The 22,990-nt window shown below is 40.6% G+C and carries 22 protein-coding genes and 2 pseudogenes; 10 read left to right on the forward strand and 14 right to left on the reverse strand.

Annotation, left to right across the window (positions count from 1 at the left end; translation table 11 throughout):
* Positions 1–62 precede the first annotated feature (62 nt).
* From ACOWPH_RS12555 to ACOWPH_RS12570, 4 genes are read right to left on the reverse strand one after another with little or no spacing between them, the layout of a single operon-like run.
* Complete coding sequence (locus ACOWPH_RS12555) at positions 63–2,771, reverse strand: condensation domain-containing protein (protein WP_422665729.1); 2,709 nt, start codon at positions 2,769–2,771, stop codon at positions 63–65.
* Entirely contained in the window at positions 2,768–3,337 is a 570-nt protein-coding gene (locus tag ACOWPH_RS12560) for a phosphopantetheine-binding protein (RefSeq protein ID WP_422665730.1), read from the reverse strand. The genes ACOWPH_RS12555 and ACOWPH_RS12560 overlap by 4 nt, the downstream gene beginning before the upstream one ends.
* Complete coding sequence (locus ACOWPH_RS12565) at positions 3,313–6,069, reverse strand: non-ribosomal peptide synthetase (protein ID WP_422665731.1); 2,757 nt, start codon at positions 6,067–6,069, stop codon at positions 3,313–3,315. The genes ACOWPH_RS12560 and ACOWPH_RS12565 overlap by 25 nt, the downstream gene beginning before the upstream one ends.
* 38 nt (positions 6,070–6,107) lie before the next feature.
* A complete protein-coding gene (locus ACOWPH_RS12570; protein WP_171815804.1) occupies positions 6,108–6,260 on the reverse strand; it encodes a hypothetical protein in 153 nt (50 codons plus the stop codon).
* Positions 6,261–6,444: 184 nt separating this feature from the next.
* Between ACOWPH_RS12570 and ACOWPH_RS12575 the strand changes: the two are divergent.
* A pseudogene (locus tag ACOWPH_RS12575) lies at positions 6,445–6,579 on the forward strand (ISAs1 family transposase); the annotation flags it as partial.
* Between the two features lie 203 nt (positions 6,580–6,782).
* The gene (gntT, locus tag ACOWPH_RS12580) at positions 6,783–8,234 is read left to right on the forward strand and encodes a guanitoxin biosynthesis MATE family efflux transporter GntT (RefSeq protein WP_015215722.1); all 1,452 of its coding nucleotides are present in this window, start codon (positions 6,783–6,785) and stop codon (positions 8,232–8,234) included.
* Positions 8,235–8,254: 20 nt separating this feature from the next.
* On the opposite strand, the gene ACOWPH_RS12585 is transcribed toward gntT, so the two are convergent.
* From ACOWPH_RS12585 to ACOWPH_RS12605, 5 genes are all read right to left on the reverse strand, one after another.
* Positions 8,255–9,253, reverse strand: coding sequence for a histone deacetylase superfamily (locus ACOWPH_RS12585; protein WP_015215723.1), 999 nt, complete (start codon positions 9,251–9,253; stop codon positions 8,255–8,257).
* A 208-nt stretch (positions 9,254–9,461) separates the two neighbouring features.
* The gene (locus ACOWPH_RS12590; RefSeq protein WP_015215724.1) at positions 9,462–10,877 is read right to left on the reverse strand and encodes a GNAT family N-acetyltransferase; all 1,416 of its coding nucleotides are present in this window, start codon (positions 10,875–10,877) and stop codon (positions 9,462–9,464) included.
* A 279-nt stretch (positions 10,878–11,156) separates the two neighbouring features.
* Positions 11,157–11,438 carry a chorismate mutase gene (locus tag ACOWPH_RS12595; protein WP_199327453.1) on the reverse strand — a complete coding sequence of 94 codons (282 nt, stop codon included), beginning with the start codon at positions 11,436–11,438 and terminating at the stop codon, positions 11,157–11,159.
* A gap of 77 nt (positions 11,439–11,515) precedes the next feature.
* Positions 11,516–12,157 (reverse strand): cupin domain-containing protein, encoded by a 642-nt coding sequence (locus ACOWPH_RS12600; protein WP_015215726.1) that lies wholly within the window; start codon positions 12,155–12,157, stop codon positions 11,516–11,518.
* Between the two features lie 26 nt (positions 12,158–12,183).
* Entirely contained in the window at positions 12,184–12,780 is a 597-nt protein-coding gene (locus ACOWPH_RS12605; RefSeq protein WP_015215727.1) for a hypothetical protein, read from the reverse strand.
* 264 nt (positions 12,781–13,044) lie between these two features.
* Between ACOWPH_RS12605 and ACOWPH_RS12610 the strand changes: the two are divergent.
* From ACOWPH_RS12610 to pip, 3 genes and pseudogenes are all read left to right on the forward strand, one after another.
* Positions 13,045–13,255, forward strand: a pseudogene (locus tag ACOWPH_RS12610) (RNA-guided endonuclease TnpB family protein); the annotation flags it as partial.
* Positions 13,191–13,391 carry a hypothetical protein gene (locus ACOWPH_RS12615; protein ID WP_250855397.1) on the forward strand — a complete coding sequence of 67 codons (201 nt, stop codon included), beginning with the start codon at positions 13,191–13,193 and terminating at the stop codon, positions 13,389–13,391. The pseudogene ACOWPH_RS12610 and the gene ACOWPH_RS12615, both read left to right, overlap by 65 nt.
* A 36-nt stretch (positions 13,392–13,427) precedes the next feature.
* Positions 13,428–14,375 carry a prolyl aminopeptidase gene (gene pip / locus ACOWPH_RS12620; RefSeq protein ID WP_015215728.1) on the forward strand — a complete coding sequence of 316 codons (948 nt, stop codon included), beginning with the start codon at positions 13,428–13,430 and terminating at the stop codon, positions 14,373–14,375.
* Positions 14,376–14,633: 258 nt separating this feature from the next.
* On the opposite strand, the gene ACOWPH_RS12625 is transcribed toward pip, so the two are convergent.
* Positions 14,634–15,446 carry a hypothetical protein gene (locus tag ACOWPH_RS12625; protein ID WP_015215729.1) on the reverse strand — a complete coding sequence of 271 codons (813 nt, stop codon included), beginning with the start codon at positions 15,444–15,446 and terminating at the stop codon, positions 14,634–14,636.
* A gap of 84 nt (positions 15,447–15,530) precedes the next feature.
* Between ACOWPH_RS12625 and murG the strand changes: the two genes are divergently transcribed.
* A complete protein-coding gene (murG, locus tag ACOWPH_RS12630; RefSeq protein WP_015215730.1) occupies positions 15,531–16,604 on the forward strand; it encodes an undecaprenyldiphospho-muramoylpentapeptide beta-N-acetylglucosaminyltransferase in 1,074 nt (357 codons plus the stop codon).
* 99 nt (positions 16,605–16,703) lie between these two features.
* Here murG and ACOWPH_RS12635 read toward each other — a convergent pair whose 3' ends face one another.
* Together ACOWPH_RS12635 and ACOWPH_RS12640 are read right to left on the reverse strand one after the other, a co-directional pair.
* Positions 16,704–17,162, reverse strand: coding sequence for an EVE domain-containing protein (locus tag ACOWPH_RS12635; protein WP_242043143.1), 459 nt, complete (start codon positions 17,160–17,162; stop codon positions 16,704–16,706).
* Positions 17,163–17,254: 92 nt separating this feature from the next.
* Positions 17,255–17,710, reverse strand: a complete 456-nt coding sequence (locus ACOWPH_RS12640; protein WP_015215732.1) for a DUF1499 domain-containing protein — start codon at positions 17,708–17,710, stop codon at positions 17,255–17,257.
* Between the two features lie 462 nt (positions 17,711–18,172).
* Between ACOWPH_RS12640 and ACOWPH_RS12645 the strand changes: the two genes are divergently transcribed.
* Both ACOWPH_RS12645 and ACOWPH_RS12650 read left to right on the forward strand, forming a co-directional pair.
* A complete protein-coding gene (locus ACOWPH_RS12645; RefSeq protein WP_015215733.1) occupies positions 18,173–18,670 on the forward strand; it encodes a hypothetical protein in 498 nt (165 codons plus the stop codon).
* Positions 18,671–18,782: 112 nt separating this feature from the next.
* On the forward strand, positions 18,783–19,022 hold the full coding sequence (locus tag ACOWPH_RS12650; RefSeq protein WP_015215734.1) for a DUF6737 family protein: 240 nt from the start codon (positions 18,783–18,785) through the stop codon (positions 19,020–19,022).
* 81 nt (positions 19,023–19,103) lie between these two features.
* Here ACOWPH_RS12650 and ACOWPH_RS12655 read toward each other — a convergent pair whose 3' ends face one another.
* Positions 19,104–19,694 (reverse strand): thioredoxin family protein, encoded by a 591-nt coding sequence (locus ACOWPH_RS12655; RefSeq protein WP_015215735.1) that lies wholly within the window; start codon positions 19,692–19,694, stop codon positions 19,104–19,106.
* Positions 19,695–19,739: 45 nt separating this feature from the next.
* On the opposite strand from ACOWPH_RS12655, the gene ACOWPH_RS12660 reads away from it, so the two are divergent.
* Together ACOWPH_RS12660 and ACOWPH_RS12665 are read left to right on the forward strand one after the other, a co-directional pair.
* Complete coding sequence (locus ACOWPH_RS12660) at positions 19,740–20,144, forward strand: NIL domain-containing protein (protein WP_015215736.1); 405 nt, start codon at positions 19,740–19,742, stop codon at positions 20,142–20,144.
* A 411-nt stretch (positions 20,145–20,555) separates the two neighbouring features.
* Positions 20,556–21,557 carry a CHAD domain-containing protein gene (locus tag ACOWPH_RS12665; protein ID WP_015215738.1) on the forward strand — a complete coding sequence of 334 codons (1,002 nt, stop codon included), beginning with the start codon at positions 20,556–20,558 and terminating at the stop codon, positions 21,555–21,557.
* Positions 21,558–21,790: 233 nt separating this feature from the next.
* Here ACOWPH_RS12665 and ACOWPH_RS12670 read toward each other — a convergent pair whose 3' ends face one another.
* Positions 21,791–22,735 (reverse strand): N-acetylmuramoyl-L-alanine amidase, encoded by a 945-nt coding sequence (locus tag ACOWPH_RS12670; protein WP_015215739.1) that lies wholly within the window; start codon positions 22,733–22,735, stop codon positions 21,791–21,793.
* Positions 22,736–22,990: the final 255 nt, after the last annotated feature.

The following is a 22,990-nucleotide window of genomic DNA, read 5'->3' on the forward strand; positions in this document are numbered from 1 at the left end:
ATCCCCTGTTTTATACAGACGTTCGGATTGATTAAAAGGGTTGGGAATAAATTTCTGTGCTGTTAAATCTGGACGGTGGAGATAACCCTAGCTAAACCCACACCGCCAATATGTAATTCTCCTGGTACACCGATGGGGACTGGTTGCAGGTAACTATCGAGGATGTAGATTTGCACATTATCAAAAGCTTTACCAATTAGTTGCCGTGTTTGTGTATCTTCTACTACTAACTGCGATAAGTCATATACAGTTGACAATACGGTTGCTTCTGTTGGTCCGTAGCCGTTCATCAACATCGGTGGTGATTTTAAATTATGGACAAGCGATCGCTTGTCCATACACTTTTGCCACAGTTTCAACTTTTCTGGTAGCCATTTTTCTCCCCCAGTCGATATCAGTCGGACTGAGGTTGGTAGGGTATCATTGGTTGTGGCTAATTCTGACGTTAACTGATGCCAATAGGCTGTTCCTACCATTAATACTGTCAGATTCCACTCCCAGCACTTCTCCACAAATGTGGAAATAGAACCCAACATTTCGGCAGTTCTTAGCACTAGGGTTGCACCACTGAGCAAACAGGGATAGATTTCTTCGGCTGCGGCATCAAAACTGATGGATGCTGCTTGTAGGATGCGGTCTGTGTTGCTGATTTTATATTTATCTGCTACCGATAGGGTGAAATTCACTAATGACCGATGTTCTATCATCACCCCTTTCGGTTTTCCTGTAGACCCTGATGTATAAATTACATAAGCTAAGTTATGCGGTTTGACCTCAGTTTCTGGGTTTTTCTGACTTTGTTTGCTGATTAATTCCCAGTCGCTATCTAAGCAGATTACCTTTGTTCCAGTAGACGGCAATGAGTCTATTAACTGCTGTTGAGTTAGCAATATTTGGGCTTGAGAATCATCCAACATATAAGCTAGGCGCTCTCTGGGATAAGCTGGGTCTAATGGCACATATCCACTACCTGCTTTGAGGATTGCTAATAATCCGATCACCATTAAGGGTGTACGCTCTACACATATCCCTACTAACACGTCTGCATTTACACCCAGATTTATCAAGTGGTGTGCCAGTTGGTTTGCACGTTGATTTAATTCTTGGTAGGTTAATTTTTCCCCTGCCAACTCCACCGCTACTGCATCAGGATTTCGCTTTACTTGCGACTCAAATAATTGGTGAATACACTTATCTAATGGATAATCTTTTTTAGTATTATTCCACTCTATTAACAATTGATGTTGCTCAATTTCTGTTAGCAGTGGTAATTGGGAAATGGGCTGCTCTGGATTGGTTACAATTGCTGTCAGTAAAGTCTGGAAATTTCCTGCCATGCGAGCGATCGTTGCATCATCAAACAGGTCGCTATTGTATTCCCATTCGGCTATTAATCCAGAAGAGGTATTCTCAATTGATAGCGCCAAATCGAACTTTGCCGTTCCCGTTTCTACAGGAAAAGAACTGACATTAATCTCAGGCAAATCCAAAGATGGTATGGGTACATTCTGGAGATCGAACATCACCTGAAACAGAGGCAAATGGCTCAAGGAACGCTTAATTTGCAAGGCATCTACCAATTTTTCAAAGGGCAGGTCTTGATGAGTATAAGCTTGCAGTGATACTTCCCGCACCCTAATCAGCAACTGCTCAAAACTGGGGTCGCCTGACAAATCAGTCCGCAGCACTAAAGTATTGACAAAAAGACCAATTATCCCTTCTATTTCTGAACGATTGCGGCCAGCAATGGGTGTACCTACTACGATGTCCTTTTCACCTGTATAGCGATAAAGCAAGGTAACAAAGACCGCAAAAAACGCCATGAACGGGGTGACTCCCGCACGCTTGCTAAGTGAGTCCATAGCATCACCTTGCGATCGCAAAAGTGTAAATTGTTGATGTTTTCCCCGATTTGTTTGAATAGCTGGTCTTGGTCTATCGGTGGGAAGTTCTAGTAAGGTGGGAGCGCCTTCAAGTTGTTGCTGCCAATAGGATAGCTGCTCTGCAAGTCCTTCCTGTTCTAACCACTGTCGTTGCCACACAGCAAAGTCGGCATACTGTACAGGTAATTCAGGCAAAATTGCAGGTTTATTAGTCCAGAATGCCGTGTAGAGTGTTGCTAACTCTTGGACGAATACGCCTACTGACCAACCATCAAAAATAATGTGGTGCGCTGTTAGCACAAAGACGTACTCTGTTAAGCCAAGCTGTAAGAGCGTCGCACGAACTAAAGCTTCTTGTTCTAGATCAAAAGGTCGCACTGCTTCATCTGTAACCAATCGCTGCATCTCCACTTCTCGCTCCTCTGGAGACAGATGCCGCAAGTTCGCGATTTCCAGTGGCAAAGAAAGAGTTGCAGCAATAATCTGAACGGGTTGATTCTCTTGGGTGACGAAGTTTGTGCGTAATGCTTCATGACGGCAGATAATTTCGTTTAAGCTCGATTGCAACGCATCTATACTGAGTTGACCGCTAAAACGCCAGACAATGTGGATGTTGTAAAATCCACTATTGGGTTGCAATTTGTCCAGAAACCACAGTCTTGCTTGTGCAAAGGAGAGTGGAAGGTTTTCTGTCCTACTAACTGGCTTAATTGCTGAAAGAGCGTCCTTGTGTAGAAATGCCAGAATCTCTGCTTTGCGTTCAGCTATCTGAGCTTGAAGTTGCGGTGTCAAAATTCCTTTAGGTGCTTTGCATTTTAGCCTCTCACCATCAAGAAAAAGTTTCACATCCAAACTACGCAGGTGAGACAAAAACTCGTATGTATTCATATCTCAATTTCCTCGTACTCACCATCAGATGTATCAAAAGAATGCTGTAGTCCTTGCACTGTTGCATGGATTATCTCACAATATTCGGCAAATCTAGCTATGGTTGGTGCTTCAAATAAGGTACGCACGGACAAATCCATCTGGAGGACTTGACGTAGCCGAGATATGATTTGGGTGGCAAGCAGGGAATGACCACCGATTTCAAAAAAGTGATCGTGGATACCTATGTTTTCTAAATGAAGTACCTCTTCCCAGACAGCCGCAATGCGTCGCTCAACCTCAGTCTGAGGCGCTACGTAATTTGCTTCTATATCAGGTCTAGTTTGGTCAGGCTTAGGTAGATTGCGGCGATCAAGCTTGCCATTAGGGGTAAGGGGCAGAGCATCCAAAACCACAAAAGCAGAAGGGATCATGTAATCTGGCAACTTCTGTTTGACAAAAGAGCGCAATTGACCTTTAATTTCCGACTTGCTGCGAGTCACAACATAAGCAACCAAGCGTTTAGAACCAGGAATATCATCAGAATCAATAACTACAGCTTCTAATACTTGCGGGTGTGTAACCAATACAGTTTCAATTTCCCCAATTCAATGCGAAAACCCCGAATCTTCACTTGATTATCAATTCGACCGATAAACTCGATGTTCCCGTCGGGTAAATAACGCACCAAATCCCCTGTTTTATACAGACGTTCGGATTGATTAAAAGGGTTGGGAATAAATTTCTGTGCTGTTAAATCTGGACGGTGGAGATAACCCCTAGCTAAACCCACACCGCCAATATGTAATTCTCCTGGTACACCGATGGGGACTGGTTGCAGGTAACTATCGAGGATGTAGATTTGCACATTATCAAAAGCTTTACCAATTAGTTGCCGTGTTTGTGTATCTTCTACTACTAACTGCGATAAGTCATATACAGTTGACAATACGGTTGCTTCTGTTGGTCCGCAGCCGTTCATCAACATCGGTGGTGATTTTAAATTATGGACAAGCGATCGCTTGTCCATACACTTTTGCCACAGTTTCAACTTTTCTGGTAGCCATTTTTCTCCCCCAGTCGATATCAGTCGGACTGAGGTTGGTAGGGTATCATTGGTTGTGGCTAATTCTGACGTTAACTGATGCCAATAGGCTGTTCCTACCATTAATACTGTCAGATTCCACTCCCAGCACTTCTCCACAAATGTGGAAATAGAACCCAACATTTCGGCAGTTCTTAGCACTAGGGTTGCACCACTGAGCAAACAGGGATAGATTTCTTCGGCTGCGGCATCAAAACTGATGGATGCTGCTTGCAGGATGCGGTCTGTGTTGCTGATTTTATATTTATCTGCTACCGATAGGGTGAAATTCACTAATGACCGATGTTCTATCATCACCCCTTTCGGTTTTCCTGTAGACCCTGATGTATAAATTACATAAGCTAAGTTATGCGGTTTGACCTCAGTTTCTGGGTTTTTCTGACTTTGTTTGCTGATTAATTCCCAGTCGCTATCTAAGCAGATTACCTTTGTTCCAGTAGACGGCAATGAGTCTATTAACTGCTGTTGAGTCAGCAATATTTGGGCTTGAGAATCATCCAACATATAAGCTAGGCGCTCTCTGGGATAAGCTGGGTCTAGTGGCACATATCCACCACCTGCTTTGAGGATTGCTAATAATCCGATCACCATTAAGGGTGTACGCTCTACACATATCCCCACTAACACGTCTGCATTTACACCCAAATTTATCAAGTGGTGTGCCAGTTGGGTTGCACGTTGATTTAATTCTTGGTAGGTTAATTTTTCCCCTGCCAACTCCACCGCTACTGCATCAGGATTGCACTCTACTTGCAACTCAAATAATTGGTGAATACACTTATCTAATGGATAATCTTTTTTAGTATTATTCCACTCTATTAACAATTGATGTTGCTCAATTTCTGTTAGCAGTGGTAATTGGGAAATGGGCTGCTCTGGATTGGTTAAGATGCTTTCTAGCAAAGTTTGATAATTTCCTGCTACTCGTTCTACAGTGGCAGCATCAAACAGGTCAGTATTGTATTGCCAGCAAAGCTGAAGCTCAGTACCAGCTTCAATAATTGCCAAATCTATGTCAAATGCTGATCCTCGCTGATGTCCTTCGATAACCTCTGGCGACATCACTAAAGATGATTTTTGGACATTCTCGTACCAGCGATGTTTTTGCCAAGTTAGGGCAACTTGGAACAGAGGAGGACGACTAGAATCTCTCTCAGGTGCGAGCTGTTTTACTAATAGGGGAAAAGGATAATCTTGATGCTTTTTAGCCTCAGAAACTGTGCGACGTACTTGAGCGAGAAACTCTTTGAAGGTAGGATTTCCCGCCAGATTTGCACGGCATACAACGGGGTCTGTGAAATAGCCGACAATTCTTGCAAACTCCTCGCGACCTGACCGACCTGCCACCGGACAGCCTACTAGTATGTCTTCTTGACCCGATAAGCGGTAAAACAGTACGAAGAAAGCAGCGAGGAAAATTCTATAAAGGCTGGTCTTTTCAGATGCTGAAAACTTTCTTAGCTTTTTGAGCAATTCTTCATCTAGCTCAATGATGTGTGTTGCGCCACCATAAGTCTGCACACTTGGTCGCAGTTTATCCAGCGGAATATCTAAAAGCGGCAACTCACCAGCTAATTGTTTGAGCCAATATGCTGAAAGTTGTTCACCTTGAGAACTTGTCAATATCTCTGTTTGCCAACGCACATAATCTGTGTATGATAGTTTCGGCAGGGAAAGAATATTATCTGTTTGGAAATTGGAAATAAAAGAATTTTCGATAACCTGTGAAGAAACTTGAAGCGATGTTTTTACTTCAGCGGCATATAGTAATTGGAATTCATTTAATAATATGTCAAAAGACCACATATCCCCAGCAATGTGGTGCATAGCCAGCAATTGAATATGTTCAGTTGCCGACTGTGTAAATAAATGAACCCGCAGCATTGGGCCTGTTTCCAAGTTGTAGGGACGGTCAGCTTCTGCCAGAATTTGCTTCTGCAAATAGTCTAAGTTCCAAGCAGCAGCATCTGTTACTTTAATATCTACTTCTTGGTATGGGTGAACTACTTGAACAGGTTGATCTTCATGCTGCGTATAGGTAGTTCGCAGGATAGGATGACGTTCTACTATAAGAAGCCACGCTCGATGCCATGCTTCCAAGTCTAACTCTGAGCTAATCCGCACCGTCGTATATATATTGTAAGCGATGTTTTGAGGTGCTATCTGGTAGAGAAACAACATCGCTTGTTGACCATACGAGAGGGGAAATTGCATAAATTACAAGCGTTTTTCTTAGTATCGAACTCAGGTAATTATAAACGAAAGAAGCATTTTTCCTCTACGGCTGCAACTAATATCTCAAACTTTCCAGTTTCTATAGCATGACGAGTAGCAATTTCCGTGAGTAACGGATGACATTCTGGACATAATTTACTTTCTTTGACTAGTAAACCGGCTATTACCAATTTCTCAATTTAGTAACTGAGGGTTTTAGTAGTCCAAGGTTTATTCTTTTCGTCTAAGGCAATAGTTTGACTGAGACAACTGAGGAATAAATTCTGGTATATCGGTACGTAAATCACCGAAAAAAATTGGATAATCTTTTGGATAAATGTTGCGGTTTGCAATTATAGCCCACATTCCGCAGCAGGAGAAGTTATGGCAATAGATGGTAAAACATTAAGGCATCCTTATGATAAAGGAAAGAATAAAAAAGCCATTCATATGGTGAGTGCATGGGCAACTACTAATAAATTAGTATTAGAACAATGTAAGGTAGAGGAAATGGCTTAGGCATTCACCTAGTGGGAAATTTTTCAGCAATTCACTGGTCAGTTGATTCAGAATAAATTCAAATTCTCTAACGTTTTGCAATCCTTTGAGTACAGTCAATCGGTCTTTTTTGGCAGTTGTCAAGTAGACTGTATACAAAGGGCTATTCTGAATGATTTATGAAGTGTTAGACCCCGTAATTAGCTGCTTAATCTATGAATCTGACATTTTCCAGCCAGTATGACTTTATACCCCGCTACTTCCGACTAGCTCTAGCCAACGTCCTATCAAATATTATGGTACCGCTGGCTAATTTAGTCAGTGTCATCTTCTTAGGTCATCTTGAAGAAATCCATCACTTCGCTGGAGTCACACTCGCTGGAAACTTGCTTAACTTTCTCTACTTCGTTTTACTCTTTTTACGAATGGGAACCACTGGAGTAACAGCGCAAGCAGTTGGACGAAATGACCGAGAAGGTATGTTGTTGGTAGGACTGCGTAATGGTTTAATTGCTCTGATGCTGGGGAGTGCGATCGCACTCTTGCGATACCCTTTGGGAGAGATTGGGTTTGCCCTACTAAATGTTACCCCAGAGATCAAATCTTCAGGTCTTGCCTATTTCAACGCCCAAATTTGGGGAGCGCCTGCGGTTTTGCTCAATTTTGTCCTGATAGGTTGGCTACTAGGACGAGAAAAAAGTGGCTTAGTTGTGCTGTTGTCATTCGTTGGCAATGGTATCAAAATCGCACTTGACTATCTGTTTATTATCTATTTGGGATGGGAAAGTACAGGGGCAGGAGTTTCTTCTGCAACAAGCCAATATCTATCGTTGTTGGTGGGATTGATATTTTTGTGCAGAGAATTTCAGTGGATTGAAATACGAACTCTAGCTGGAAAAATCTGGGAAATCTCAGCTATAAAATCTAACTTGACCCTGAATGGAAACATCTTTATTAGCAATTTAGTTCTTTTGTTTATCTCCTTAACATTTAGCTATCAAGGAGTACAAATGGGGACGATGATTTATGCTCAAAATGCTTTACTGTGGCAGATAGTCAGTTTTAATACATATTTTGTAGACGGATTGGGATTTGGTACAGAAACTTTGGTAGGCAACTTTAAAGGAAAAGGATCTGCACAACAATTAGCACCCCTGGCTGGTGTTTCTGTCTTAACTGCTCTGGTAGTAGGATTGTTTTTCGGGGGGGTGTGTGTGCTATTTCCTGATCCTATTTTTAGGTTGTTAACTAACCACACCGAAGTCGTATCTAACATAGATACTTTTGTTCCCTGGTTGCTACTCGTCCTCATACTTAGTTCAATAGATTTCACCCTGGAAGGATACTTCTTAGGGTTGGCACAAGGACATACTCTTCGTAATGTTAGCTTAATCGCTTTTATCGTCGGGTTTGCGCCTACGAATTTTGTTGCGATTAAGTTTTCAAGTAACCATCTCTTGTGGTTGAGTCTATCTGTTTTTTATGCAATCAGAATGCTGATGTTTGTCATCAAGTTACCTAGTACATTTAGCAATGATATTGACGATAGTAGTGTTTCCCTCGCAGCTTTAGAACCAAGTTCAGCCTTGACTCTGACTTTTGAAGAAACCCATAAACAGATAATGGTCGAAAATTTGCCGATAGGTCAAGAAGAGAAGTTATTTTGAACCATATTTTTTCACCAAAGTTAACTATTTTGACTACGACCGAGCAATCCTAATCCAAATTTATAGGCACATTCTTCTAAAGCATTTAACAAATAGCCTCCTTCCTGCACTATACAAAGTGGTATGGATGCTTGGGCAAGAATCTGACCAATTTCCTCGAAAATAGCAGGTGGTAGATGCCAACCTCCATGAGGATCATCAATGATAATGTCATAGCCAACAGAAACAACCATAGCCGCGCAGCCAAATTCAATTTTGGACTTTTTAACTAGCTGTTCAACTCCAGTTAAAAATTCTTCTGAACTAGGTGAATGGGAAAAAGGAATGAAAGTTTGACTATCATTAGCTGGTTGAACTTCTTTGTAAGGGTAACTAACGATTGTGGAACTGTGAATAGAACCGAACCAAACACTTGGTCGTGATGCTAATAAAGCAGCAGAACCATTGCCAAAATGAAAGTCAATATCAATCAATCCTACCGGACCTATTCCAGATTCTAGAAGTGTAACTACAGCCGCAACTGCATTATTTAAAAAGCAATACCCTCCTAACCAAGCAGGACCAGCATGGTGTCCGGGAGGTCTACACAAAGCATAGGACAAAGAAGCACCATTGACAATTTTTTGTGCTGCGGCGATTGCAGTTCTAGCCCCTTCACGAGACAAGTCGTAGACTCCCGCAAATAGAGGAGTATCTGCTGCAATTCCCTGGTCAACAAACGGATAATCAAACAGTAACTCTTCTCCTACCAGCACCCGATTCCAATGATCCAAAAAGTCAAGGTACTCCTGATGATGAATTTTTTGGAGAATGTTGTCAAGATAGCGATCGCTAACCTCTGCTGTGGAAAAATTGCATCTAGGAAGACGCTCTAAACCTTTAACAATACACTGGCTACGTTCTTCAACTTCTTTGCCAGCCTTGTTTCCCTCAGAAGTAACAATTATTGGAGATGCGCCTTGCATTTCCCTTTGCAAGCTCACCTCCAAAGACAAATGACGTATATTTGTAGTTGTCATGGCAAATCTCTTATAAGAAAATAGGTTGAAAACCCCGGAATTAACACCTAAAAATTTTTGGGATTTTTAGGTGTCGATGTCTTTTAAGCCGGAGATGTACGCTTTATCGCTTGGGTAGGGTTTCACCTCGCTCGCTAGATAACGCAAGGAGTCTAGTTTAAGTGGTCTTGTTGAACCAAAAATCCCCGTGTTTTTAGACCGGGGAGTATCAACCCAGTATCTTCCGCATTCGCGGCCCAAAATCTTCAAAGCCACTCTTGTGATAAAAATGGTGAGTGCTAGAAAAGCTGGGGAACTCATGGGTTGGTAAACAAACTTCTATCCGAGAAATTCCCTGTTGATGAGAGTAGGTTTCCACAGCTTTCATGAGATTTTCACCGATATTTTGACTACGATGCTCTGGATGAACCCATAACTCCTGAACTAGCACAAAAGAACCCGCCACATGAATCGCTTCTTGCACAGTTAAAGTAATCAAACCAAGGATAGAATCATTGTCCCCTTGTGGATTGGCCACGAAAATAGCACCAGGATATTTTCCCGCAATCAGACGCTGACAAACTTCCGTTGCGGCAGGAGGAAGTTGAAATTCTGTAACACCTTTTAGTTCCGCTAACAGAGAACCAATACCTGCAATCACCCCAGGAACGTCGGTTAACTCAGCAGCACGAATCTGGTATGCTTGACTAGCCACAGGCTTGGGTATAGATTTTTCTATAACCGTTCCTGTCAGCCAACGTGATGCGATGACATCTTCCGGGTTGTGAAACATTTTTTGGAAACGCTCTTGCAGCCGTTGGGTAACAAGTCCAGGTAATTGACTACCGAGAACCTGTCCACCTACGGCAGAAACTGGACGAATCTCATGATATGTGCCGGTAACAAATACTTCATCTGCCACCATCAAGTCTCCCAAAGGCAAGGGTACTTCTTTGACAGGGATACTCAATTCGCTCGCTAATTCAATAACCAAACGCCTTGTGACTCCATCAATACTCTGAGGAAGAACAGGAGTATACAAAACAGAGTCTTTGACGATAAAAATATTTGCTCCTGTCATTTCGCAGATGGTGCCATCTGGATTTAACATTAGATTACCGTCAAATCCTTGCTTTTTGGCATTGCGATCGGCCGCAGCTTCAACAGCATAGAAGCCACTGATCTTAGCTCTAGCGAGGGTAGAACCGGCTGCGGGACGACGGATATGACTAATCCCTAAAGTCAGTGGTGGTAAAAATCCTGAACTGTCAGAGCGCCAAGCTAGAACCAGTGCGGCTGAAGGGAATGGCGAAGGATCTAAACCTAAACAATTTCCGTTTGGATACACGAGCAAACGTACATATCCCTGCTGTAAATTGTTCTCACTTATGGTTTGCCACAATGCTTTGGTAATTGCTTCAGGTTCTACAGGAGATAATCCCAAAGATAACATTGATAGTCTTAATCGGTTGAGATGTAAATCTAGTCCTAATATCTTTGAACCATTGGGAGTGGGATAAACCCGAAGTGCTTCAAAGGCAGCAGTTCCAAAATTGAGGGCATGATTATCTGCTGGTAACTGTGCCAGTTCAGTTGGCACGATGCGTCCATTAAGGTAAGTCCAAGAGCAAAATTCTAAGGCCATGTAGCAATCCTGAATTAAGTTAGTTGTGAAAAATTACACTTAAGTAATCGTGCAAAATAAATTGTACATTTAGGAGAGGGAATAGGGAACAGATAAGCACTATAGGGATTTTTATTTGTTCCGAAAATATTCAATTAATTTTGCTTAGGTATTTATGAGGCTTTCGGGAAAATTAGTCATGTCTAATTACAGCATTTCATTAATTCGTAGCGAAGAAATTTAGCAAACCTCCGTGTCCCTCTTGCATTTAAAAACGCTACGATTTGAGGCAAGACTTCACTAACCTTGCGCTTCTATAATTTCATCTTCTACGCGACAGGTTTCCTGAATGATCAGACTGTATAGTGCAACCATAAACTCTCCATCCAGACCATGCTGCGTCCCCAATTCCCGACGACGTTGTTTCACGGCTTCCACCCGATCTGGTTGCATCATCGGAATACCTTGTTGTTTCTTAAAGTCAGCCACCCGTTTGGCAATCTCAAACCGCTTGGCTAATGCCTCAACAATTTGAGAATCCACGTCATCAATTTCTTGTCTAAAACCTTCCAGTCTGTTCATGGCTTCCATCAATATTTTCACCACTTGGTTGTTTAGTAATCATCAAATAAAAAGACTATCAAATCTGTGACTTGCTATTAAGATGGCAGGGAAACTTTAACTAAAGAAATCGCTTTATCTGAAGTGCTATACCCACCATGAGCAACGCCTGGGGGAGCATAGTAAATGCTACCATATTCCAAAAGTTTTTCTTCCTCACCTACTTTCATCATAATTTGCTCATTGAGAATAATGCCAATTTCCTCTGTGTTAGTTATGCTTGTGGGCAATTTCTCATGTGGAGGAATTTCTAAAACCGCTATTTTAAACCAGGAACTAGCACCGAACTTACAAGGAAAACCTGTAGTTTGATCTATCGTAGGCTCTAGCTTGAGGATAGGTGGATCAATATGTCCATTTGATTGAGATTTTATGAGATACTTTATCTCAACTCCGAGAACGGGTTCTTGGCAAAGAATTGTAGAACCATGTGGAATATTAGTTCCTGCGACAAACACTTTTTCAAATGGCTCTAAAATTTCTTTCTTACCACCGACATTGATTTCTACACAGCCAGTAAAAATCATACCCATTTGGCTTTCTGGATGTTGATGCGGCTCAAAAATCGCTCCTGGCAAGATATTATCTAATTGCACAACTATTTCTTGACAATGAAAAAGTGTCAATTCTAAATCTGAGCGCGGCTTGACCGTTTGAGGAATTGGGAAAAATATTGACATTTTCTAATATCTTCTAATTTGATTAACTATGCATGAGAAAGTTCTGATTGGAAAAGTTGGGAATTTTTGATCCCAATCACTTCTCGTTGCCTATTCTGCTGGCGACCATATACAAGCCAAGCTGTTTGGACAGAGCCAATAACTTCATCAACTACTAATATGTCAGGATTTTCTTCAGCAAAGTGTAAAGCTGCGATACCGCTATCATACTTACCCGTCAACAAGTTTTGTCCCACTATGGGCTTTGCTGTCTCATAGATCAAGTTATCCCAGCGTTCTGTATTGACATAAGCCCGCGTAGCAGGCATTAGTCCTAAACTGCGGGGATGTTCTACATCACGACGACTCAGCACTCCCATAGGAGTAGTTGGACATAAGAAGCTATCAATCACGAATATTTCCCGAAAGTACTTTTCTGTTAATTCATAAACTTTAGGATGAGCAGAATTTTGAATGATAAAGTCAACTTTACCATCATGTAGTTGCTCCAGTGCTTCTAATAGATCATTGAACAATTCTATTTTGGCATTAGGCAATTCCTGAAAAGCAATGTAAGCTTTAGTCGCTCGCTCATGGCAAGTCCCGGATGGGCCTAAAGTTGCGAAAATTAGTTGCTTATTCATGACGGTAATCTGTGAAAGTGAATCTGATTATCTACCTGATTAGATATAGAAATCATATTTGATTTGTGAAAATCTTTAAGTAGTGTAGGCTGGGCAATGGCCACTGAAACCCGGATACAGTGGCCATTGCCTACCTTACCATAACGAAGTAGGGAGGGGATGAAAGGTGGGCTAAAATCTGTGTTATGATTACGCATTAATTTGAGCGTAAAGATGCTGGCATTTGAAGTAAAACTGTCAGGGGCGAACGAGCAGTAAGGGAAGCTGGATGAAGCTATCCGCACTGCTCCTTTTGTTCGTAATAGTTGTGTTCTATACCGGATGGATAATCAGGGCATTGGCAAATACGAGTTGAGCGCATATTGCGCTGTGCTTGCGGCTAATCCTGATTTCCCCTATGCTTCAAGCTAGTGCAGAAAGGGCATGGAGTGCGATCGCTCGGTTTTTTGATAACTGCAAGAAAAATCAGCCTGGGTAGAGGCATGACTAAACTGCCTCATACTTCTTTAACTTCTTTTGCTATTTCTTTTTTGGTCATGAATCTTTCTACCCTGTTATCACGGCTCTTTTGGGGATTTTTATGTCCATTTTTCCAAATTTCACCACCTTGAAAGGGCTACTCCTATACTTTTATTAAAATTGAAAAAATGCGAGAACTATATCCACTTATCCAACCTTACCGAGAAGGTAATTTACAGGTTTCTGACTTGCACACGATTCATTTTGAAGAATCAGGTAATTGCCAAGGTCAGCCAATTGTTTTATTACACGGGGGGCCTGGTGGTGGATGTCCATCATTTTATCGGCAATATTTCCACCCAGAAAAATGGCGTTTGGTAATGTTTGATCAACGTGGTTGTGGTCAAAGTCGGCCTCATGCTGAATTACGGGAAAATACTACTTGGGATTTAGTCAACGATATTGAAAAATTACGTGAATATTTAGGTATAGAAAAATGGGTAGTATTTGGTGGAAGTTGGGGCAGTACTTTGTCATTAGCTTACAGTCAAACCCATCCTTCTCGTTGCAAAGGATTAATTCTACGTGGTATTTTCATGCTCAGACCAAAAGAATTACATTGGTTTTATCAAGAAGGTGCTAGTTATATTTTTCCTGATGCTTGGGAAGAATACCTTAAACCTATTCCTGCTGCTGAACAAGGGGATATGATTACGGCTTATTATCAACGCTTGACAAGTCAAGATTTACAAATTCAACTTGAAGCTGCGCGTGCTTGGTCAATCTGGGAAGCAAGCACAAGTAAATTGTTATTAGATACTTCATTAATACGACAGTTTGGGAATGATGAATTTGCGGCGGCTTTTGCGCGGATTGAATGCCATTATTTTATGAATGGTGGATTTTTTGAACCTGACAATCAATTGTTATTAAATATTGACTGTATCCGTCATATTCCAGGGGTGATTGTGCAAGGACGTTATGATGTGGTTTGTCCAATGATATCGGCTTGGGAATTGCATCAAGCTTGGCCAGAAGCGGAATTTATCGTTGTTCCTGATGCGGGACATTCGATGAGTGAACCTGGTATTCGTAGTGCTTTGATTGAGGCAACAGATAAGTTTGCAAATTTGTAACTTACTTACGTTCTGCTGGATTTTCTACAGATGTTGTTTTTATCACGCAGAGGCGCAGAGGCGCAGAGAGGGAGAGTGCAAAGGGGATGAAGATTAAGCTAGTTGATAAGGGATTTTCAGTGGTAGTTACAGCATATTTCAGGTAAATGAAGTACAAATTAAACCAAAGATTAAGGCTCAAGCAGGTTTTGCTCCTGACTCCTGACTCCTGACTCCTGACTCCTGACTCCTGCTGTATATTACCACTGATTAAATTAATTACTTTTTCACTACTTTTAAACGCTGGGTGATCATTGTCATGCCATCATTGCGAAGAATGACGGCAGAAATCCATTGGTGTCCGGGGGTAGATGGTGCGAGTCCGGTTTTAAATAGTCCTCCAGCAGTCAGTAATTCTAGATTTACTGCTGTGGGATTGAGATATTTGTTTGGTTGGATGGTTTCTTCTAGCGCACTTCCCAGAAGGAAATCATTTCCTAATGGTTCTTGAACGATCGCATCAAAGTTATATTTCTGACCTACTTTTACCTGTTCTGGCAATTTCATTTCTATTTGCGGTGGTTTGCGCCCAGAGGTAAGTTGGGTGCGTTCTGATAAAATGTCTTGACGCAGGATTTTTGTACCTGAAAGACGTTGACGGGATGTGATTGTGGAGTTGAGAGCTAGGTTCTGACTGTTAGCAGAAGGTAGACCGGTGATGGTGGTGACTGTTTCTGCGATGATGTTATTGCCTTCAGTTTTCCAAGATTGCAAGCGTGTGGTGTATCGTAGTTGGGGATAACGCTTCCAAAAAGATTTCAAGGATTGTTCCATTGTTTGGCGGTTTAATCCATCCCCATGAGTGAAATTGGGGCTGTAAAATTGCATTACGCCTTTAACATCACCCCGATTGGAAGCTGTATCAATTTGAGTTAGCAGGGTTTTAAGTGCTGCGGGTGCTGTGTCTGGTGTATTAGCTTGAGCAATTTGCCGATTACTACTGAAACCAAGTGTCAGTAAGAACGAAGCTAGGGAAATACCCACAGGAAAGGTTTTGTTGCGTTTCATTAATAAGGCAATAATGTTAGTCATTAGTAAGAGTTTACTGATTTGATAAGAGAAAGTAAGGAATTTGTTTTATCTTAGTTAAGCTAGGCGCTAAATGGTATAGCTTTGATGGCAAACGCACCAATACGATTACTGATAGCTGCTAGTGGGACTGGTGGACATTTGTTTCCAGCGATCGCACTGGCGCAAAAACTGCCAAACTATGAAATTGAATGGCTCGGTGTCCCCAACCGACTAGAAACGCAGCTTGTCCCAGGACAATATCCTCTGAATACGATTGCAGTTGAAGGCTTTCAGCAAGGTTTCGGTCTTTCTTCTCTCCGAATCTTGTTGAAGCTGATGGGTTCAATTTTAGAGGTGAGACGCATTCTTAAACAGGGAGATTTCCAGGGATTATTTACCACGGGGGGTTATATTGCAGGGCCTGCGGTTATTGCGGCTCGTTCTTTGGGTTTACCTGTGGTTTTTCATGAATCTAATGCTTTACCCGGTAAAGTTACCCGCTTTTTTGGCCCTTGGTGTAGTGCAGTAGCGGTGGGATTTGAAGTTGCTGTAAAATATTTACCCCGTTCCAAAAATGTGTGTGTGGGTACTCCCGTGCGATCGCAATTCCTAGATGCAGGAGTTGATATTACTTTAGACTTACCAATTCCTGACGGTGTTCCCTTAATTGTCGTTTTTGGCGGTAGTCAGGGTGCAGTGGCGGTTAATCAACTAGTTCGTCAGTCTGCTCAAGCTTGGTTTGACGCTGGGGCTTACATAGTACATTTAACAGGCGATCAAGATCCAGAGGTGGCTAGTCTGCAACATCCCCAGTATATATCTTTGCCTTTTTATGACAATATGGCAGCTTTGTTGCGACGGGCAAATTTAGCTATTAGTCGTTCTGGGGCTGGAAGTTTAACAGAGTTGGCTGTATGTGGTACACCAGCAATTTTGATACCTTATCCTTTTGCGGCTGAAGATCATCAATCTTATAATGCAGCGGTTTTTGCTAATGCTGGTGCAGCATTGACTTTTAAACAATCGGAGTTGAAACCGGAAATATTACAAAAGCAAGTTTTAGAGTTATTGCAGTCACCCACAGAGTTGGCGAAGATGGGAGAGAGGGCAAAAGCGATCGCATCTCCCGATAGTGCTGATAAGTTAGCAGCTTTGGTGCGGGAACTTGTGGAACGTTAGAAAGTTAAAAGCAAGGGGTGTGTATGATTTCCCCATAATTTTGCCTCCCTTGTCTTTTTCAAGCTACGCCCAAGTTGACCAAATTTTTCTACCGTTCGGTTATGCCACATTTTGTATTTTTTTAGCTACTGCTGAAGACACAGGCATCACCGATAACCGATTTCCTGGTCTTACTAAAAGTAGCTCATCGTGGCTAAATTTTTCTTTGAGTGTTGATAGTGAAATAGGATTAGAGAAAGTCTCAACAAATTCCACCATTACTGTTTGCCAGCGTGGGGACTCAGGAGTTGATTTAGGGTCATAATATTTACTTGTTGGCTCAAACTGTGTTGGATCAGCAATGCCTGTTTTAATTACACGCATTAACCCCACAATCCCAGGAGGATTAGTATTAGAATGATAAAAAAAAGCTAAGTCTCCTAACTGCATTTGGCGGAGAAAATTGCGAGCTTGATAATTGCGAACACCATCCCAAATAGTCTCACACTGTTGTTGCAGATCAGCAATACTATAAGCTTCTGGTTCTGATTTCATCAGCCAATAATTTATTGAATCCATATTTTTAAGAATAGTTGTAAAAGCGGATACCAGCTACAATTGCCAGGAGTTCTCAATATTTTCCTGAACTTCTGAACTCCTGTCTTCTTCTGTTAAATGTTGAGGTCGCGCAAAGCCAGACGAATTTGCTCCATACGTCTGCGATTGACTCCAAGATCAGAATCGCCCACGCGAGAAGCTGAACGTATATGAATTACTGGCTCATTGGCAGGTAAATAAAATTCTACATCATCAATAAATTTGAAAATACGACTTTTAGAAAGAGCATGAATGTAATTATCTGTTTGTTCTATTACTTCTGTCCGGGGTACAACTGATAAAACTTTTAGTAATGCTTCTCTAGCTTGATCATGGTCTAAATGATAGGGAATTGCTTCAATGGTGTGTTTAGCATCAGCATTTTGACTAACAACACAATTAGGGGAAGCTGGACAAGAGGTGAGATGACCTGACTCAATTCCTAAAGCCCAAGTAATTTCAGGAAATATTAAAATATTTATGGTTAAAAGTATTGCGAAAATAACACCCTGTAATTTCTGTGAAAACATATTTTTTCTGATGGCTACAATTACAATATCTAGTTTATCGAACAGAATTCAAGAGTCAGGAGTCAGAATTTTTCTGACAATCCAGAAGGACCAGAAGCAATATTAACATATATCGCTCCTAAATGAGATATCTATTCCTGAGAGCCGTAAGCATAACATTTATTTGTTCTCTGCCTCCGCACCCTGTGAGTTTCCGTGCTATGTGCTGTGTGAACGTTGAAATGACTTGTTCATAAATGAAAAACAATTGCTATATCAAAGGTTAAATTAGCGATCGCGTCCTGTTGTTTTTGCATTGCCAATCTTGGGTGTAATATGGAGTGGGGATCGCTATTGTCTATCCCAATTCAAACCACCTACAGCAACATCTACACTTTTGTCAAGACTAGACATAGGGGGTCTAACCCCTGGTATCTTAGTTATACGGGGATCAACATTACATGATTATGGAGGTGCATCATTATGCTTAGGGGTAACACCAAGAAACAATTTACTCATTACCCTCTAATGGGGTTATTAGTTACAGGAGTGCTAGGTGCATATTCAACCATTGAAAACATTGGTTATGGCAAGGAAATCCATACTGACCAAAAATTAGCTTACTTAACACCTCCGGCTAAATCTAATAAAGCCACTGCGGTAAAAACTTCTAACTCTATCAAAACCCTAGATGAAAAAAAAGCTTTCAATTTAGTCTGGAATTTACCACAAGTGCAACGCAAAGCACGAGAAATTGCCAGTCTTTCTAGAGGGAGTATAAAACTTGCAGCAGTTGTTGAAAGTTCTCCTACTACAGATACGCCTTTTTATGTAGTTAGCGTGTTTGAAAATCATCCAGACAAAACTACTAGTCCAGTTTATTGGTTTCGCGTGTCCAGTTCTAGTGGTGTCGTTGAGCCTTTAGATTTGGTGCAGAACCAATATATAGCATTAGAAAAATGGAATCCTGATGGACGATGATAACAGTTGTCAGGTTGTAGTGGACTAACTTACTACTACAAATCGTTTTCCCCTTATTTCTACTCCTTGCATTTTGCCTTTTTTTGATAAAAAACTCTTTTTAGTAATAAAAATGTCTGAACAAAAGCTTATAAACCCTTGGAATTATAAACCTTGGTGGTGTCAACCTTGGTCGATAATACTTACGGCGATAACTTTAATTAGCGGTAGCTGGTTAATATTTAAAATCATCTGGTTAACAATTCTCGTTGCGATACCTCTATTAATTTGGATGGGATTTTTTGTATTAATCTGGCCAAAACTCATGATTCAAAGTGGTGTTTTGGAACAGGGAATAGGGAATGGGGAATAGGGAATAGAAGAGAAAAATATTCTTCCTCCTGACTCCTGACTCCTGACTCCTGACTCCTGACTCCTGACTGGCAATTACCTATTAATTAACAACTTGGTTACCATGACTACGAGGATCATCTTGATTACCATCAGCTGATATTGGGGCTGAGAATTTAGAAGTCTGTCCGCTGGCTTGGGCATAAGGAAGGGCAGAACCACCTATTAAGGCTTCTAAGTTACTGGACATTACAGAACGGGGTATATCGCCAATTGCTTCGGCTACAGCCTCTCCTTGCTTGCCCAAAAACACAAAATGGGGAATGCCATCTACGCGATATTTGAGCATTTCTGGCAGCCATTTGGTATTATCTACATTCAACATGACAAAATTTAGCTTGTCTGCATACTGCTGTTTTAACAAGGCCATATCAGGAGCCATTTTTTGGCAGACGGTACACCAATCAGCATAGAATTCTACTAAAGTGGGTTGATTATTGGTGAGAGCAACTTCTAAGGGTGTGGAATCTTGATCTAATTGGGTGAGGGAAACTGAGTCTGTCTGGGTTCGGAGTCCTAAAAATAGCGCTAAACTTAGTGCGATCGCTACAATGACAATGAGGAAGTTTCTCATACGTCTGCCAAAGGTAGATTCAGGCTTGATGGGAGAATTCACAGGTGCATCTGTACTCATAATTTCTTTATTAAAACTTATTAAGTATTTTCATTTTACCTATTTATGAAAAAACGAGTTACTCTCACCTTTCCTAAACGTGCTATTCAAATGCCTGTTACTTACCGACTAGCAAAAGATTTCAACGTTGCAGCTAATATTATCCGCGCTCAAGTTGCCCCCAATCAAATTGGTAAATTGGTAGTGGAACTATCGGGAGATATTGATCAATTGGATGCAGCGATTGAGTGGATGCGATCGCAGCACATCAGTGTTTCCCATAATTTAGGGGAAATTGTGATTGACGAAGATGTATGCGTTGACTGTGGTTTGTGTACTGGGGTGTGTCCGACTGAAGCCCTCTCCCTCAATCCAGCGACTTATAAACTCACCTTCACGCGATCGCGCTGCATTGTCTGTGAACAGTGTATTCCCACTTGTCCAGTACAAGCTATCTCAACTAATCTCTAAAAACTGCCCAGTCAACCTGATGTTACTTCACTTAATTTTTATTTATTTAAATACACAAGTGATAGTTAGCAAGTCACGCACATTTATCTTAAATAATCAAGTATCTCAAGATATAAAATATTGTTACAGCGGATTGCAGATCAATAGACATCGACCAAATTTAAATATGCATATCCTAGAACCCTTGTAGAGAAGTGACATGGGTAGAGATTCTCGTCTTTACATTCTTTTTCACTCCTATGTCTAATGAGTTACAGAATTTAAATTCAAAGCCAGACACCAAGCCAGTTTTACTCCTGACGCTGCTGTAAGTATCAACTGGTTTAAAAAAATATATGAAAGATATAGAGGTTAATTTTTGACTAGTGCTATCATGCAAAAAACCTGTTAAATAGTTAATTATTATCAAGTATGACTTTAGCCACAACCACAACAATCAAAACTCTAGGAGACTGTGCATATCAAGCAATTGAAAAACACTTTAAGAAAACTATAAAATGGGAAAAATCAGTCAAAAAAGATGAAGATCCAGAAGCAGTACACCAAATGCGTGTAGGGATGCGTCGTCTACGTACGGCTGTTAGTAGATTTGAGAGATATTTAAGTTTACCAAAATCAGTCAGTGACAAAAATATCGGTAAACTTGCCCGAATTTTAGGTAGTCTTAGAGATTTAGATGTACTCGAAGAAATTCTGGAAAAGAATTACAAACCCCATTTAGTTGAAAGAGAACAAGAATTTCTACAAACAGCAATTACTGCATTACATAAAGAACGGGAAGCTGCATTTTCTCATGTTCAGAAAACATTTAAAGATGAAATTTATAAATCTTTAAAAAATAAATGTGAAGATTGGTTAAAAAATCCCAGTTATCAAACTTTCTCATCTGTACCCATTCATCACGTGTTGCCAGATTTACTTTCACCAGAAGTTAGTGAATTTTGCTTACATCCAGGATGGCTAATTGGTACTAAAATTGTTAAATCAGAAATAGTAGTGCAAACAAAATGGACACCAACCCAATTAGAAGAACATCTCAAAATAGAAGGTGAAACCCTGCATAGTTTACGGAAACAAGCCAAACGTCTCCGTTACCAAATGGAGTTATTTACTGAATTATATGGTGAGTCTTTTGCCGCCCAGATTAATGATGTCAAAAATATCCAAGAAATCTTGGGAATGATCCAAGATAATATGGTTTTACATGAGTGGTTAGAGAATATTTTCAAATCAGAACTTGACAATCAATTACAAGGGCTAACGACATTATTAGCTGCAAATCGTTATCAATTATGGCAAGAATGGCAACCACTACAACAACGTTATTTACAAGCAGAGGCTAGATATAATTTACATTTAGCCGTACTACAACCTACGGTTTCGGACAATGAAGCAAAGGAAACAAAAGATTAATTTATAATGTGCCTAAATACAGCAGATTGAAATTAAATCAATTTCATGTGAGGCTGCACAGAATAATGACATCAATTGAACTATCCATCTTTATCTACGTTTATCTGTGGTCAATTATTCTTGATGTCTCTGATTTAAGAAATTGGGGGTTTAAACACACCAATTTTTTTACAATTGATGATTGGTGTGTTAAATAAGCCTAATACACCATGCTTTTAGGGGAAAAGTTGATACTAACCAATCAATTTTTGCCAAGTCATAGCCCCGACAATTCCATCAGCAGTTAAACCATTCTGCTGTTGAAATTTCTTAATTGCCCCTTCTGTTTGTGGGCCGTAGATCCCATCAGGAGTAGCACCTACACGAAATTGCAAGTATCTGATTACCACACCACTAGTATGGGTTCCTTGGACAACTCGCTTGGCTAATATCTCGTTCAATGCAGTCCAAGTGGTACTACTTGCTGCCATTCCCGTTGGGAGAATTCCTACAAGTTTCTGAAATTTTTCAACAGCAGAAGTTGTTGCCGGTCCAGTGATGCCATCTTCGACTAAAGTTTTACCATTTCTATCGGTGATTTTGAGTTGATTTAAGGTTTTTTGTAACCTCAGAATACTAGTATCTTTGTTCCCTGCCTCATCTGGGATGGAATTCACAGGGGCAGATGCAACTTTACCAGTTAAGCCTTTAACGATCGCACTAGCCATTGCTTCGCCATCATATAGTTGCATATCTTTTGCCGAATCAATAAAGCAACATTCAATGAGAATTCCTGGCATATTTGTATTTCTAATCACATACAAATGAGAACCATTCTTGACACCGCGATTAAAAAAGCCTAACTTGATGATTTCATCTAATACTGGTTGGGCAATTTTTCTGCCAGCATCGCTTTGGGCAAATATTTCGGTGCCATTAGCTTTTCCATTAAAGGCATTAAAATGAATAGAAACAAAAATATCAACTTTGTTTCTATTAGCTGTATCACAACGTCTACCAAGAGATTGACCTACTGTACTAGCACTAGCGGGTTTACAGGGTATTACTTCATGTCCTAGACTTTTTAACTTAGCTATAACTTTATTACCTATCTCCACAGTTAAATTATCTTCAACTTTAATGCCTCTAGCCCCAGTATCTGGAGGACAATTATGCCCGATATCAATGCCAAATTTCATAGTGTATCCTCAACTTGCTTTCAAAATATCTAAAGAAGAAAATTTGCTTGTTTGGGATTTTTTGTAGTCAAAAAACACAGGTTTATGATATCACATACAGCAGGAGTCAGAAGTCAGGAATCAAGACTCATGAGTACAACCCTTTTGATACTCGGTTTCTGGTTTAAATTTCATACTTCATTTACCTACAATCTGCCACATCATAATTTAACCAAATTAGTAGTAAACTACGTCTACTTTGAAACCAATAGTTTT

It is taken from the genome of Anabaena sp. PCC 7938, assembly GCF_049315035.1.
GTDB lineage: Bacteria > Cyanobacteriota > Cyanobacteriia > Cyanobacteriales > Nostocaceae > Anabaena > Anabaena cylindrica.